The sequence below is a fragment of the Paracoccus saliphilus genome (assembly GCF_028553805.1).
In the GTDB taxonomy this organism is placed as follows: Bacteria; Pseudomonadota; Alphaproteobacteria; order Rhodobacterales; family Rhodobacteraceae; genus Paracoccus; species Paracoccus saliphilus.
Genome location: NZ_CP067140.1, coordinates 995,915 through 1,009,483, shown reverse-complemented (window position 1 = coordinate 1,009,483; position 13,569 = coordinate 995,915). Strand labels below are relative to the sequence as shown.

Annotated in this window: 14 protein-coding genes; 3 read left to right on the top strand and 11 right to left on the bottom strand. The window is 62.0% G+C overall.

Features of this window, described 5'->3' with window-relative positions; translation table 11 throughout:
• Positions 1-13 precede the first annotated feature (13 nt).
• From JHX88_RS04705 to gmk, 3 genes are read right to left on the bottom strand one after another with little or no spacing between them, the layout of a single operon-like run.
• Complete coding sequence (locus JHX88_RS04705; RefSeq protein WP_076525696.1) at positions 14-1,123, bottom strand: sensor histidine kinase; 1,110 nt, start codon at positions 1,121-1,123, stop codon at positions 14-16.
• Positions 1,120-1,641 carry a gamma carbonic anhydrase family protein gene (locus JHX88_RS04700; protein ID WP_076525694.1) on the bottom strand — a complete coding sequence of 174 codons (522 nt, stop codon included), beginning with the start codon at positions 1,639-1,641 and terminating at the stop codon, positions 1,120-1,122. The genes JHX88_RS04705 and JHX88_RS04700 overlap by 4 nt, the downstream gene beginning before the upstream one ends.
• Positions 1,638-2,270, bottom strand: coding sequence for a guanylate kinase (gene gmk, locus JHX88_RS04695; RefSeq protein ID WP_076525692.1), 633 nt, complete (start codon positions 2,268-2,270; stop codon positions 1,638-1,640). Before gmk ends, JHX88_RS04700 begins: the two co-directional genes overlap by 4 nt.
• A 241-nt stretch (positions 2,271-2,511) precedes the next feature.
• On the opposite strand from gmk, the gene JHX88_RS04690 reads away from it, so the two are divergent.
• Positions 2,512-3,111 carry a PAS domain-containing protein gene (locus JHX88_RS04690; protein WP_076525690.1) on the top strand — a complete coding sequence of 200 codons (600 nt, stop codon included), beginning with the start codon at positions 2,512-2,514 and terminating at the stop codon, positions 3,109-3,111.
• Positions 3,112-3,128: 17 nt separating this feature from the next.
• On the opposite strand, the gene JHX88_RS04685 is transcribed toward JHX88_RS04690, so the two are convergent.
• The 5 genes from JHX88_RS04685 to JHX88_RS04665 form a co-directional block, all read right to left on the bottom strand.
• Positions 3,129-4,166 (bottom strand): GNAT family N-acetyltransferase, encoded by a 1,038-nt coding sequence (locus tag JHX88_RS04685; RefSeq protein WP_176011432.1) that lies wholly within the window; start codon positions 4,164-4,166, stop codon positions 3,129-3,131.
• A complete protein-coding gene (gene rnd, locus JHX88_RS04680) occupies positions 4,111-5,280 on the bottom strand; it encodes a ribonuclease D (RefSeq protein WP_076525908.1) in 1,170 nt (389 codons plus the stop codon). Before rnd ends, JHX88_RS04685 begins: the two co-directional genes overlap by 56 nt.
• 139 nt (positions 5,281-5,419) lie before the next feature.
• Positions 5,420-6,169 (bottom strand): triose-phosphate isomerase, encoded by a 750-nt coding sequence (tpiA, locus tag JHX88_RS04675; protein ID WP_076525686.1) that lies wholly within the window; start codon positions 6,167-6,169, stop codon positions 5,420-5,422.
• 96 nt (positions 6,170-6,265) lie between these two features.
• Complete coding sequence (locus JHX88_RS04670) at positions 6,266-6,637, bottom strand: HesB/IscA family protein (RefSeq protein WP_076525684.1); 372 nt, start codon at positions 6,635-6,637, stop codon at positions 6,266-6,268.
• A 176-nt stretch (positions 6,638-6,813) separates the two neighbouring features.
• A complete protein-coding gene (locus tag JHX88_RS04665) occupies positions 6,814-7,170 on the bottom strand; it encodes an SUF system Fe-S cluster assembly protein (RefSeq protein WP_076525682.1) in 357 nt (118 codons plus the stop codon).
• 127 nt (positions 7,171-7,297) lie between these two features.
• On the opposite strand from JHX88_RS04665, the gene tgt reads away from it, so the two are divergent.
• Positions 7,298-8,428, top strand: coding sequence for a tRNA guanosine(34) transglycosylase Tgt (tgt, locus tag JHX88_RS04660; RefSeq protein ID WP_076525680.1), 1,131 nt, complete (start codon positions 7,298-7,300; stop codon positions 8,426-8,428).
• Between the two features lie 31 nt (positions 8,429-8,459).
• Here tgt and JHX88_RS04655 read toward each other — a convergent pair whose 3' ends face one another.
• A complete protein-coding gene (locus JHX88_RS04655; RefSeq protein ID WP_076525678.1) occupies positions 8,460-9,317 on the bottom strand; it encodes a DUF2189 domain-containing protein in 858 nt (285 codons plus the stop codon).
• Between the two features lie 241 nt (positions 9,318-9,558).
• On the opposite strand from JHX88_RS04655, the gene JHX88_RS04650 reads away from it, so the two are divergent.
• Positions 9,559-10,497: a nucleoside hydrolase gene (locus JHX88_RS04650; RefSeq protein WP_141225817.1), complete on the top strand. Its 939-nt coding sequence runs from the start codon at positions 9,559-9,561 to the stop codon at positions 10,495-10,497.
• Here JHX88_RS04650 and JHX88_RS04645 read toward each other — a convergent pair.
• Complete coding sequence (locus tag JHX88_RS04645) at positions 10,494-11,174, bottom strand: OmpH/Skp family outer membrane protein (protein ID WP_084203096.1); 681 nt, start codon at positions 11,172-11,174, stop codon at positions 10,494-10,496. The genes JHX88_RS04650 and JHX88_RS04645 overlap by 4 nt on opposite strands.
• Positions 11,174-13,477 (bottom strand): outer membrane protein assembly factor BamA, encoded by a 2,304-nt coding sequence (bamA, locus tag JHX88_RS04640; protein WP_076525676.1) that lies wholly within the window; start codon positions 13,475-13,477, stop codon positions 11,174-11,176. Before bamA ends, JHX88_RS04645 begins: the two co-directional genes overlap by 1 nt.
• Positions 13,478-13,569 lie beyond the last annotated feature (92 nt).

The following is a 13,569-nucleotide window of genomic DNA, read 5'->3' as shown; positions in this document are numbered from 1 at the left end:
GCATTGCGACATTTTAGCCCCGTTGCAGTGTCTCGGGCAGGATGACCGTGAAGCGGCTGCCCGCGCCCTTGCGGCTGGTGATGCGCAACCGGCCACGATGGCGGTTGACGATATGCTTGACAATGGCGAGCCCCAGCCCGGTGCCGCCCTGCGCGCGCGAGCGATGCGTATCGACGCGATAGAAGCGTTCGGTCAATCGAGGCAGATGCATCTCGTCGATGCCCTCGCCGAAATCCTCGATCCGGATCGCCCAGCCCGGACCACGCAGAAGCGGCTCGTGATCGATGCGCTGCAGCCCGACATGGACCCGCCCCCCCGAGGCGCCGTATTTGATCGCATTCTCGATCAGGTTCTGGAACACCTGCACCAGCTGGTCGGCATCTCCGGGCAGGCTGAGGTCGATGTCCAACCCTTGGGTTTCGAACATCACACCAGCCTCATCGGCACTGTGCTGCATGGTCGCCAGAACACTGCGCAACAGCCCTGGCAAATCGAGCTCGGCCGAGGGCCGGCGGCGTTCGTCGGATTGCACACGGCTGAGCGACAGCAGGTCATGGACCAGACGGTTCATCCGGTTCGCCTCGCGCTCCATGATATCGAGGAAACGGTCGCGGGCCTTGGCATCGTCGCGGGCCGGGCCGCGCAGCGTCTCGATAAAGCCGATCATCGCGGTCAGGGGCGTGCGCAGCTCGTGGCTGACATTGGCCACGAAATCGCGGCGCATCTGTTCGGCCTCCTCCGCGACGGACTGATCGAGGATGGCAATCAGCGCCCCCCGCCCGATCCCCGCCGGAAGCGGCGAAACGGTCACTTCGGCGGCAATATCGCGGCCATCGGCGGCGAGGCTGGCGCGCAAGGTCGCGGTTCCGTCGGGAGGCGTGGGCAAGGTGGGATCGGGCGGGGGAGCGTCATGCCCGCCCGGCCACAACACCCAATCCACCGCCTGCACCACTGCGGGATGGCGAACGACGGTGACGAAGGGCCGATCCAGGAGGCCCGATCCGAACAGCGCCTCGGCGAATTTGTTTGCACCGATCATCCGGGCGCTGCCATCCACCGCCATCATGGCGATGGGAATGCCATCGAGCAGCGCGGCCACGCGTCTTTGCGTCTCGGCATTCATTCGACGCGCCGCAACCCTGCGCGATACCGTTTCGCATTGTCACGATAGCGTGCCGCAGTGGCGCGCAACGCCTCTTGCGCCTTGTCGTCCAGCATCCGCACGACCTTGCCGGGTGCCCCCATGACCAGGGCACCGGGCGGAATTTCCTTGCCCTCGGCAATCAGCGCACCGGCACCGATCAATGCCCCTGCCCCGATCTTCGCGCCATTCAGGATGGTGGCCCCCATGCCGATCAGCGCCCCCTCTCCGATCTCGCAGCCATGCAGGATCGCCCGGTGACCGATCGTGCAATCGGGCCCGATCAACAAGGGGAAACCGGGATCGGTATGCAGCACGCAAAGATCCTGCACATTGCTCCCCCGCCCCACACGAATTTCCTCGTTATCGCCGCGCAGCACCGCGCCCCACCAGACCGAGGCGCCCTCTTCCAGCACCACGCGCCCCATCAGCTGCGCATCCGGGGCGGCCCAGGCATTTTCGGCCAAGTGCGGGGCAACACCGTCCAGTTCCCAGATCATCGGCGATCCTCCTCCATCAGCCCTTTGACGAACGCCCCCAGCCCGCCCATCCGGTCGCGGCGCAGACGCTCGGCGGTGAGGATGGCGCGCAGGCGGATTTCTGTCTCGTCCAGATCGTCATTGACCAGCACATAGTCGTATTCGGCCCAATGGCTGATCTCGGCCCGGCTTTTCTCCATCCGCCCCTCGATCACCTCGTCGCTGTCCTGCCCCCGGGCGCGAAGCCGCCGCTCCAGCTCGGACAGGGAGGGCGGCAGCACGAAGATCGAGATCACATGCCCGCCAAGCGCCGAAGCCCGGATCTGCTGCCCGCCCTGCCAATCCACGTCGAAAAGCGTATCGCGCCCTTCGCGCATGGCAGTTTCGACCGGTCCACGCGGGCTGCCATAGAAATTGCCGAACACCTCGGCATGTTCCAGCATCTGGTCCGACTCGACCATGGCGCGAAACTCGTCCGGCGAGGTGAAATAATAGTGCTGCCCGTCCACCTCGCCCGCGCGCGGGGGGCGTGTCGTAGCCGAAACGGAAAAGCCGAGCGCAGGGTCCCAATTCATCAAACGCCGCGCAAGCGTGGATTTCCCCGCGCCGGAAGGCGATGACAGGATGATCAGCAACCCGGTACGGTCCATCAGCGTTTTCCCTTGTAGCCAGCTTCGAGGATGGGATGGACCAGCGCCCGCGAGGGGTCAAGCCCGGAACAGGGCAGACAGTTCCGGACCAGACCTTAACCTTTTGTTGAGAAATGACTCGGCAGAGGCAGATCATGGACATAACCTGACCGCCTAACTGCGGAACACGGCACGCGACATCGGGCCGCCCGTATATCAAGAAAATCGCGACGTGTCGGACAGGTTCGACGTGAAAACACAGATGAATACACATCGCACCACGCGAACCGGCAACGTCCTGTATATCGTGGATTCCAAGCGTCCCAGTGCCGGGTGCATCATGACAGAGATGCGCGAATACTGGCAGGGTCTGCGCCAAAACGAATCGATTCCCCTGCGTGCGGATGTCACGGCAGACGCCATATCCAAAGTGCTCGACTACGCCTTTCTTGTCGAGCGGCTGGCACCGGAAATGGCGCGCTTCCGGCTGGTCGGGCAACATCTGATCGACCTGATGGGAATGGAACTGCGCGGCATGCCGCTTTGCTCAGTGATCAACCAGGCTTCGCGCAAACGAATGTGCAAGGTAACGGAAACCGTGTTCCGGGCCCCCCAGATCGTAGAGATGAAACTCCGTTCCCGATCTGCCCAAGGATGCCCCGTAATAAGCGGGAGCATGTTGCTTTTGCCACTGAAATCCGATCTTGACGATGTGACCCGGGCGCTTGGCTGCCTGGTTTCAGAGGGGCCGATCGGCATCGGACCGCGGCGCTTCGACCTGGCCGAAACGAAATTCACACCGGTCATTCGTGGCGGACAGATCCTGTACCCGTCGCCCGTACCCGAACCCGGCAAGCCGTAGCCGCCTGCCCCATGGGATCAATGGCTACGCCGCCAGCGATAGATTCCGGCAGGCGCCGCAGCCTCGCGGCCAAGCGAAGGGCAGGATATGTCCTCGACTCGCTGAAATCCCAGATTGCGCAGGATCCTGGCGGATGCCGGATTGTCATCGAACACCTCTGCCTGCAATTCCGGTGGATCGAAGCGCAGCAGATATTCATTCATGAATGCGCTCGCGGCCTCTTGCCCCAACCCCATTCCCGCCAAGGACGGGTCGAGAAAATAATTGATCGAAGGCGGATCGCCCGGCAATATCCCGACCGCCCCTGCAACCTGCCCCTTGTGACGGATCACCAGGCGCATAGGGGGCACCAACGACTCTGCAGTAAAGATCGGCGCAACGTCATCCACGGTCATGTCTGGGGCAAAGCGCAACAACATCCGGCAAACCTCGGGGCGCGTCACGATGCGGTGCAGGTCGATCAGGTCACTCGGCCGGAAGCCGGAAATCCGCAGATGCGGGGTATTCAGCGCAATACCATGCCGCGCGGCAAAATCCGCTCGCGTCAGATGCAGCGATGTGGCGGGCAGCTCCTTCGCCAAGGCGCGCGACCAGGCGGTGACCTGTCCCTTCGCGCGAAACCCCAACCGCGACAACAGCATTTCCGAGCGATGATTGCCGTTCAGATAAACCGCATCGATCCCGTCCGCCCCGGCCAAAAAGCAGCGGCTGAGCCCCAGCACGGCGGCCCGCAGTGCGACCCCCTGACGCTGAAAACGCGATGCGACCCAGATGCCGAAACTGTCGGCGACCCGCAGCATACCCGCCATCTGACCGTCAACGCGAATCGCATATTCGTCCGCACCTGCCTCGGCAACGAACTGGGCTGCATCATTCAACCCATAGGGCTGCGGGATCGAGGTCAGCCAACGGCCCATCTCGGGATTTTGCATCGCCTCGACAATGGCGTCGCAATCTTCGGGAAAGGCGCGGCTGAGGCTGATCCGTCCATGCATGGCGTCAGCCCGCAGGGACAACACGAACCAGGCCATCACCGGCAGACAGAGCGATTTCACCCGAGGCCAGCCGCAATGCATCCTGTCCGAAAACATCTGCCCGCCAGCCCTTCAACGCAGGCAGGTCACGCTCTCCGGTCGCAATCGCATCGAGCTCCGAGGAAGACGCGATCAGCTTGGGCGCAACCCCCGCCTCGTCCGCCTTGGCCTTCAGAAGCACGCGCAGAAGATCGGACAGCGCCGCATTTCCCGGCTTGCCCGGTGCTTCCTTCTTGGGCTGTGGCAACTCGCGCGCCTCCAGCCCCGCCTTCACTGCCGCCAAAATTCCCGCCGCGATATCGCCCCTGCGCGCCTCGCGCAGCAAGAGCCGGGACCGCCCCAGATCGCTTTCACTGGCCGGCTTGGTCGAGGCCAGCTCGATCATCGCGTCGTCCTTGAAGACGCGCGACCGGGGAATGTTGCGTTCTTGCGCGTAGGTTTCGCGGAACCGGGCCAACTCGCGCAAAAGCGCCAGGAAACGTGGCGAGTTGGTCCGCGTGCGAACTTTCAGCCAGGCATCTTCCGGGCGGGTGATATAAGTTTCGGGATCTTCGAGAACCGCTATCTCCTCGGCCAGCCAGCTTTCCCGGTTGTTCCGGGCAAGCTCTCCGGACAGGAATTCGTAGATGACCCGCAAATGGGTCACATCGGCCAGGGCATAGGATTTCTGCGCATCCGATAACGGCCTGCGCGACCAGTCAGTGAATCGCGAGGATTTGTCCAGGCTGGCGCGGGCGATCTTGCGCACCAGCGTCTCATATCCGACCTGCTCGCCAAAGCCGCAGACCATGGCCGCGACCTGCGTGTCGAAAAGCGGTTCGGGAAACAGCTTTGCATCGTGGAAGAAGATTTCCAGGTCCTGACGCGCGGCGTGGAACACCTTCACCGTGGATTTGTGGCGGAACAGGTCATAAAGCGGTTCCAGCGACAGCCCCTCGGCCAGGGGATCGACCAGAACGGCCTCGCCCCCCGGCTCCTTTGCGGTCGAAGCGGGCGGAATGGCCAGCTGGATCAGGCAGAGTTTCGACCAATAGGTCCGTTCACGCAGGAATTCGGTATCGACGGTGACATATGGGGCGGATTTCGCGGCCTCGACAAAGCGGGCAAGATCCTCGGTACGGGTGATCGTGGTAATTTGCTGGCTCATTTGGCTCTTTCTGACTTGGGCGGTTCATCCACCAACAGCGCTGACATACGCCCAAGCGAGCCGGATGGAAAGGGCTCGCCTGTCCCCCGCCGGTCACCTTCCCTGAGCGAGCGCTGGAAAAGCCCGCCTAACCGGCCGCCTCCAACGCCGAGATGATGCCTCCGAAATCCGCGGCCTTCAGGCTGGCGCCGCCGACCAGTGCCCCGTCGACATGCGCAATGGCAAAGATCTCGGTGGCATTTCCGGGCTTGACGCTCCCCCCATAAAGCAGCGCCACATCGCCCGCATCGCTGACACGCCCCTGCAATTGCTCTCGCATGAAGGCGTGGACCTCGGCAATCTGCTCGTTTGTTGGGGTCCGGCCCGTTCCGATCGCCCAGACGGGCTCATAGGCAATGACGGTATTGGCGGCGCTCGCCCCGTCGGGCAGCGATCCGGCAAGCTGTGCGCCGATCACGGCAAGCGTTTCGTCCGCATCGCGCTGCGCTTCGGTTTCGCCCACGCAGATGATCGCGATCAGTCCCGCGCCATGCGCCGCCGCGGCCTTGGCCGCCACATCGGCATCCGTCTCGCCATGATCGGCGCGGCGCTCGGAATGGCCGAGGATCACGTAAGCCGCGCCCGCATCCTTCAACTGCACGGCCGAGATATCCCCGGTATGCGCCCCCGACGCATTAGCATGGCAATCCTGCCCGCCCACTGTCATCTTATGGGCCCCCACACGCTCTTTCATCGGGTGAACCAGCAAAGCCGGAGGGCAGATCAGCACCTCGCAACCCGGATCAGGATAAGCTTCGCGCAATAGGTCTATCTCGGCCAGCGCGGCCAGATCGCCATTCATCTTCCAGTTTCCGGCGGCCAGTTTGCGCGGTGCCATTGCTATCCTCCTATCCGTTTCACGTCACGGATTAAGGGCAATGCCACCGGGGTGCAATGATGATAGCGCCGCAACCAGAGCCCAGGCCGAGCAGGATCATGTCTCGGCGCGGCTGCCTTCCAGCGGCTCGAACCGCACCGATTCACCGCAGCCACAGCTATCGGTGACATTTGGGTTGCGGAACCGGAAGCCGGATTCCAGCAGCCCGGTCTCGTAATCGATCTCGGTCCCGAACAGGAACATCTGCGCCATCGGCGCGATCATCACACGCGCCTCGCCCTGTTCGACGATCTCTTCGTTACTGTCGGGCGTCTCGGCCAGTTCCATCGTGTATTCCATCCCCGCACAACCGCCCTTTTTCAGCCCGATGCGCAGCCCATAGGCCTGCTTGCCCGCCATAAGCTTGGCAATCTGCCGCTCGGCCGCGGGGGTCATCTTGACTGGCGATGCGCCCGGAATCCCAAACATGATCGAACCTTCCTGTCTCACTGCCCTAGAAGATAAGGGCTTGGCCGCCTTGTCTCAAGGTGTCACCGGCTCTGGCTACTTCTTCTTCAGGAAAATATCCTCGGGGGAGGCGCCCCTCGGGCGCCCGGGGGCAGACAGCCCCCGCCATCGCCGCCCAAAGGCGGCAACGCGGCATCCTACATGAAGCCCAGTTCCAGCCGCGCCTCATCCGACATCATGTCCATGCCCCATTGCGGCTGAAAGGTCATCTCGACATCGACCTGCTTGACGCCCGGCAGAAGTTCAACCGCATCTGCAACCCATCCGGGCATCTCCCCCGCCACAGGACAGCCGGGCGCGGTCAGTGTCATGGTCACCCGGATCTCGTTCGCATCGTTGATGTCGATGGTATAGATCAAGCCCAGGTCATAGATATTCACCGGGATTTCCGGGTCATATACGGACTTGCACGCCTCGACCACGGATTCGTAGAGCGGGTGATCGGTGCTTGAGGGCGCGATCAGCGGAGCCCCTTCCATCATAGGTTCGGTCATAACTCGTTCCTGTCCATTTCACTCGATTATATAGGGCAAGAGGTGCCATGGGTCCAGCCCGGACCAGATTGCCTTCACAGGCCAAACCCGATATGGGCGAGCGGTTCCAGCCATAGCAGACCCGATCATGCCCAACCGTTTTTCCTTTTCCCTGAACGCCCGCGATGGTGAAGCGCGCCAGGGTGTCATCCGCACCCCGCGAGGAGAGATCCGCACCCCGGCCTTCATGCCGGTGGGCACTGCCGCGACCGTCAAGGCGATGCTCCCGGAATCGGTGCGCGAGGCCGGGGCAGACATCTTGCTGGGCAATACCTATCACCTGATGCTGCGGCCCGGTGCCGAACGGGTCGCGCGCTTGGGCGGGCTGCATGATTTCATGAACTGGCAGCGGCCGATCCTCACCGACTCGGGCGGGTTCCAGGTCATGAGCCTCGGCCCGCTGCGCAAACTGACCGAGGACGGCGTCACCTTCTCCAGTCATATCGACGGCTCGCGCCACGAGCTCACACCCGAGCGCAGCATGGAAATCCAGAAACTTCTGGGCTCGGATATCGTGATGGCCTTCGACGAATGCCCCGCCCTGCCCGCCACCGACGAAGACGTGGCCCGATCCATGCGCCTGTCGATGCGTTGGGCGCAACGGTCCCGCGACGCTTTCGGAGACCGCCCGGGTCATGCGCTCTTCGGCATCATGCAGGGCGGCGTGACCCGTGAATTGCGCGAGGAATCGGCACGGGCCCTGACCGGAATCGGTTTCGACGGCTATGCCATCGGCGGATTGGCAGTCGGCGAGGGGCAGGAGGCGATGTTCGGTGTGCTCGATTATGCCCCCGACTTCCTGCCAGAGGACAAGCCCCGCTACCTGATGGGGGTTGGCAAGCCCGACGATATCGTCGGCGCGGTTCAGCGCGGCGTCGACATGATGGACTGCGTGCTGCCTTCACGCTCGGGCCGGACCGGCCAGGCCTGGACCCGGCGCGGGCAGATCAACATCAAGAATGCGCGGCACCAGGACGATCCGCGCCCCCTTGACGAAGATTGCTCATGCCCGGCCTGCCGCAGCTATTCACGCGCCTATCTGCATCACGTGTTCCGGGCAGGCGAGATGATTTCAGGCATGCTTTTGACCTGGCACAACCTGCATTATTATCAGGAACTCATGGCAGGGCTGCGCGATGCCATCGCCGAGGGGCGGCTGAATGATTTCGTCGCCGAATTCCATGCGATGCGGGCGGGGGGCGATATTCCGCCATTGTGAATGCCCGCCCCCGTCGGTCCCTGCCTGCTCGTCAGACCACCGCCTTGCGATACAGGTACCATGTCGCATGCCCCAGAATGGGCAGCACGACGCTCAGCCCCAACAGCGCGGGTAATGATCCGATCACCAGCGACACCGCCACGATCAATCCCCATGCCATGGCCGGAACCGGGTTTGCAGCCACCACCCGAACCGAAGTCGTGACGGCAGCAACCACGCCGACATTGCGCTCCAGCAGCAAGGGGAAGGACACGATACTGGTCATCAGCACGAGAAGGGCAAAGACAAAGCCCGAAGCGGTTCCCACGATCATCATCGTCCAGCCCGCACCGGTACCGAATACGTCGGCCAGGAATGCCCCGATGCTTTCGGGCGGCCATGTGCCGATGGTCAACAGGTAGATGACATGGGCAAGCCCCAGCCAGGCCGCGAAGATGGCAAAGCACATCACGGCAAGTATGATAATCGCGCCGATACCAGGTGAACGGATGACGTCGAATATGGCAAGCCAGTTGGGCTCTTCGCCCGCTTCGCGCCGCCTGCTCATCTCGTACATTCCCAGTGAAGCGACCGGCCCAAGCAACGCAAAGCCCGAGATCAACGGAACGACAAGGTGAAACAAGCTGCCCTGAAACGCCATGAAGGCAAGGCATACGCCTATGATCGGGTAAAGGGTGCAAACCGTGATCACGTCAGAACGGAAGGTCTTGAAGTCGTCATAGCCATGCGCGAGCGCGTCGCGCAGATCACCCAGGGTCAATGTCCGGATGACGGGTTTCGACCGCTCCTCATCGCCACCGATACTTTGTATCATGACGCCGATATGGGACATTGAACCAAATACATTGCGCACCACCCATGAGGCGGGGTTTCCGATTGTCTGGCCCATGTTGAAGTCTCCCTTATGCACTGCGTCTAGGCATCGGGACTGCGCGGCACAGGCACCTCTCGCGCCTAGGCACTTATAGTATAACAGAAAATTTCGATCTAGGGGATCACGTTTTCTATAACCCGTCCAAACCCTGCCCAAGCGCGGCATCCTGGCGACGAACTCACCGCTGCCGGGAACGGATTTCTGGTTGCACCCGTCCGCGGCGCATCGCACAACCAATTGGAACCGGGGGATAATCATGCCGCAGAAAATCATCATCGACACGGATCCCGGGCAGGATGACGCCGTTGCGATCCTGCTTGCGCTGGCCAGTCCCGAACTGGAGATACTGGGCATCACCGCCGTCGCCGGAAATGTGCCGTTACCGCTGACCGAGGTGAATGCCCGCAAGGTCCTTGAACTGGCGGGACGGCATGATGTGCCCGTTCATGCGGGCTGCGAGGCACCGATCAAGCGCAAGCTGGTCACGGCGGAACATGTGCATGGCAAGACCGGCCTCGACGGGATCGATCTGCCCACGCCTTCGATTCCGCTGCAATCCCTCCATGCCGTCGATTTCATCGTCGAGACATTGCGGCAACAGCCCGAAGGCAGCGTCACGCTAGTGCCGATCGGTCCGCTAACCAATGTCGCAACCGCTTTCGAGCGCGCACCCGACATCATCTCGCGCGTTCAGCAGATCGTGCTGATGGGCGGCGCCTATTTCGAGGTCGGAAACATCACTCCGGCCGCAGAATTCAACATCTATGTCGATCCCGAGGCTGCAAAGGCAGTTTTCGCGTCGGGCGTGCCCCTGGTCGTGCTGCCGCTGGACGCCACGCATGAGGCGCTGACCTCGCGCGATTGGGTCGAGGCGATGCGCGCCCTGCCCAATCGGTGCGGCCCCGCCGTTGCCAGCTGGACCGACTTCTTCGAGCGCTACGACCGCGAGAAATATGGCAGCGAAGGCGCGCCGCTACATGATCCCTGCACCATCGCGTGGCTCATCCGCCCCGATCTCTTCGACGGACGCGAGATCAATGTCGAGATCGAAACGCAGGGAGAATTCACCACCGGCATGACCGTCGCGGATTGGTGGCGCGTCAGTGACCGTCCCGCGAATGCACTGTTCATCCGGCACCTGGATCGCGACGGGCTATTCGCCCTGCTCGGCGAAAGGATCGCACAGCTTCCTTAATTGCTGTCGCTATCCTGATCCGGCGTCCCCTCCTCACCAGTTGCGGGCAATGGTCCTTCGCCTATGTGCTTGTCCAGTTCGGCGATGAGTTCGTCGGTGATATCGATCGAGTCCAGTGACACGAATACTGTCCGCCGATCCAATACGGCGACCGCACCGCGCCGTTCCAACACCTCTCCCATGATCGGCAAGGCCGCCTGATAGAAGCTGTTGCGGTCAGCCTCGCTCCGGGTGTTCAGGTCTTGCACGACTTGCGCTCGCTCCCGACGGATCTCGGTTGCGCGGACATCGAATGCCTCGGCAAGCTTGCGGAACTCCGCCGGATCCATCGTCTCGCGCTTACGGGTCAGCTCTGCTTCTTCATCGGATAATTGCTGCGCAAGCCTTTCGTTTTCAGCCTCGATCTTGCCGCCTTCTTCTTCCAGCTCTTCCATCGCGCGCTGCCCCCAGGCCGATTCAACGAAGAGCCGTTCCCGGTCCACTGTCAGAACCGGTGCGTTCATATCGGGTTGACTATCGCTGCCCGTCTCGATCGTTCGATTAGGCAATTGCTCGGTATTCGGCGGCTCAGGGGGCGCAAGGTCATCCGTCAGTTCCTGCGCCAGAACAGCGGATCCGGCGATCAGGCAGGCGCAAGCCAACCAGATCGCCGTAATTATGCGAAGAAAGCGCAGCATCAGAACCTTGTCGAGATCGTCAGGTCGAAGTTCTGTTCCTCGTCATAGTCTTCCTTGCGCAGCGCCTTGGAAAAGTTGAAACGCAGAGGTCCGATCGGAGTTGTCCAGAAGATCGAGGCACCGATGGCGCCACGCACATACATGTCGTCATCCACTGGCCCCTCAGTGCCCACGGTATTATCGAGCCCCCAGATCGAGCCGACATCGGCAAAGAGACCGCCGGTGATTCCGTACTCCTCGGGCAGGCCAAGGGGGAACTGCGCTTCAGCGCGCGCCGCCCAGAAATAGTTGCCGCCCAGACCGTCCTTGTTGTCTGCAGTTAGGTCACGCGGTCCGATCCCGTTGGGCTCGAAACCGCGAATCTTGTTGCCGCCGCGGAAACGATCGAGAATCCAGGTCTCGTAATCGCCATAGGAATGCACGGCGCCGGCCTCTATCTCGGCCCGCAGGGTCACCTCCTCGCGCCATGCGTTGCTCTCGATCCCGGCCAATGCGGTCGTGGTGACGCTTTTCACATCGCCGCCAACCCCTGCGAAGTCCTGCGAGAACTCGACCTTATAGCTGGTCAGCGGGTCGAGACCGGTGATCCTTGTGTCCCATCTATAGGTATAACCGAGTCCCGAACTAAGCCGTGCCCCCTGTTCATCTATCAGGATTTGAGAGCTTCTTTCCTCATCGACATTGTCCAGCTTGTCCTCGGACAGGCGATAGCGCAGTTCCAATCGTCCATTGGCCGATACCGGAAATTCGATCGAAGGCGCGATGCCAATCGAACGGGTATCGTAATCCGAGTTGAGGTTTTCGGTCTCATTATACCAGGTGTTGAACCGGAAGCGCAGATCACGGCCCAGGAAATAGGGCTCGACGAAGTTGAACGAGGCCTGCCTGTCGTCCTTGGCCGTTGCGATGCTCAGGCCGACGGTCTGGCCACGCCCCAGGAAATTCGACTCGGTCAGCGATGCGTTCAGCCCGACACCGGAATTGACGCCATAGGACGCGCCGAAAGACAGTGAACCGGTCGGCTGCTCTTCCACGTTCACATCGACGACGACCTGTTCTTCGCTGGTTCCCGGCCGGCTATCGACCTGCGCATCGGAGAAATAGCCCAATGCGCGGATACGCTCTGCCGCGTTGCGGATTTCACGCGGATTGAACGGATCGCCCTCCACCGTCGTGAACTGGCGGCGGATCACCTCGTCCCGCGTCGTGGTGTTGCCCTCGATATCGATCCGCTCGACGAAGACGCGCGGGCCACGAGTCAGCGCAAAGACCAGATCCAGCGTCTGGTTCGAGGGATTGCGCGTCACCCTTGGCTCGATATTGACGAAATTCAGGCCTTGCTGAATCGCGACCGTTTCCATCCGGCGAATGGTATTGTCGATCACTGCGGGGTTGTAGTAATCGCCGCTGCCAACACGGTTCTGAGCCGCAAAGGCCGAGGCATCGACGCCCGGAATCTCGGACACGGTATCAATACGCGCAAAGCGGTAGCGCGGCCCCTCCTGGATATTGAAGGTGATATAGAACGCATCGCGCTCGCGGGCGATTTCAGGAGCGATCCCCTGCACCTTGAAATCTGCATAACCGCGCGACCGGTAGAAATCGGTCAGCAGGTTCTCGTCCAGTGGAATACGTTCGGGTGCGAAAGTGTCGCGGCGGATGAGCCGGCGCAGAATGCCAGCCTGCTTGGTTTCCAGAACCTGGCGCAAGCGGCGATCCGAATAGGCCCGGTTGCCCGAGAAGCTGATCCGCTCGATCTCGGTCAGGTCACCCTCGCGGATCTCGAACACCAGGTCGATGCGGTTTTCGCTGCGACGGATGATCTTGGGATCGACCCGTGCCGCCAACCGTCCCTCGGTCGCATAGGCCTGCGCGATATTCGACGCGTCGGCCAGGGCTTGCGACGGTTCATAGACCCGGCGCGACTGGCTTTGCACGACCTCGGCCAGTTGCTCGTCCTTGATCCGGCGATTACCCTCGAAGCTGATCTGGTTGATCGTCGGATATTCGCGGACATTGATGACCAGAAGCCCGCCCTGAGGCACGACTTCGACCGTTTCGAACAGGCCGGAATTCTGCAGGCGCTGCAGCGCGTCGTTCAGTTCGCCCGCCGAGACGTCCTGGCCGCGCGCGATATTCGCGTAGGACAGGACCGTGGCCGGATCGACCCTCTGCGTCCCTTCGATCCGCACATCGTTGAAGACATAAGCCGCAGCGGGTTGCGGCATCAACAGCCCCGCAGGGACCGAGATCGTCAGAGCCGTCACCAGCGCGACCGCGCCCTTGCTCAGTTTCCGTGTCATTGCCGCCCCTCTATTTTCAGCCTGCATCGGCGCCCTGCCGACGCCTTCTTTTGGTCCTTTCTCTAGCCCTAACCGGGGTAGGCTGTCAAAAG

Bases quoted from the DNA above. Each gene is read 5' to 3' on its own strand.
- tgt (WP_076525680.1), top strand. From the start codon at position 7,298: ATGCCCAACCGTTTTTCCTTTTCCCTGAACGCCCGCGATGGTGAAGCG.
- tpiA (WP_076525686.1), bottom strand. From the start codon at position 6,169: ATGGCACCGCGCAAACTGGCCGCCGGAAACTGGAAGATGAATGGCGAT.
- JHX88_RS04665 (WP_076525682.1), bottom strand. From the start codon at position 7,170: ATGACCGAACCTATGATGGAAGGGGCTCCGCTGATCGCGCCCTCAAGC.
- JHX88_RS04705 (WP_076525696.1), bottom strand. From the start codon at position 1,123: ATGAATGCCGAGACGCAAAGACGCGTGGCCGCGCTGCTCGATGGCATT.
- JHX88_RS04700 (WP_076525694.1), bottom strand. From the start codon at position 1,641: ATGATCTGGGAACTGGACGGTGTTGCCCCGCACTTGGCCGAAAATGCC.
- bamA (WP_076525676.1), bottom strand. From the start codon at position 13,477: ATGACACGGAAACTGAGCAAGGGCGCGGTCGCGCTGGTGACGGCTCTG.
- JHX88_RS04690 (WP_076525690.1), top strand. From the start codon at position 2,512: ATGAATACACATCGCACCACGCGAACCGGCAACGTCCTGTATATCGTG.
- JHX88_RS04655 (WP_076525678.1), bottom strand. From the start codon at position 9,317: ATGGGCCAGACAATCGGAAACCCCGCCTCATGGGTGGTGCGCAATGTA.
- JHX88_RS04670 (WP_076525684.1), bottom strand. From the start codon at position 6,637: ATGTTTGGGATTCCGGGCGCATCGCCAGTCAAGATGACCCCCGCGGCC.
- JHX88_RS04650 (WP_141225817.1), top strand. From the start codon at position 9,559: ATGCCGCAGAAAATCATCATCGACACGGATCCCGGGCAGGATGACGCC.
- JHX88_RS04645 (WP_084203096.1), bottom strand. From the start codon at position 11,174: ATGCTGCGCTTTCTTCGCATAATTACGGCGATCTGGTTGGCTTGCGCC.
- gmk (WP_076525692.1), bottom strand. From the start codon at position 2,270: ATGGACCGTACCGGGTTGCTGATCATCCTGTCATCGCCTTCCGGCGCG.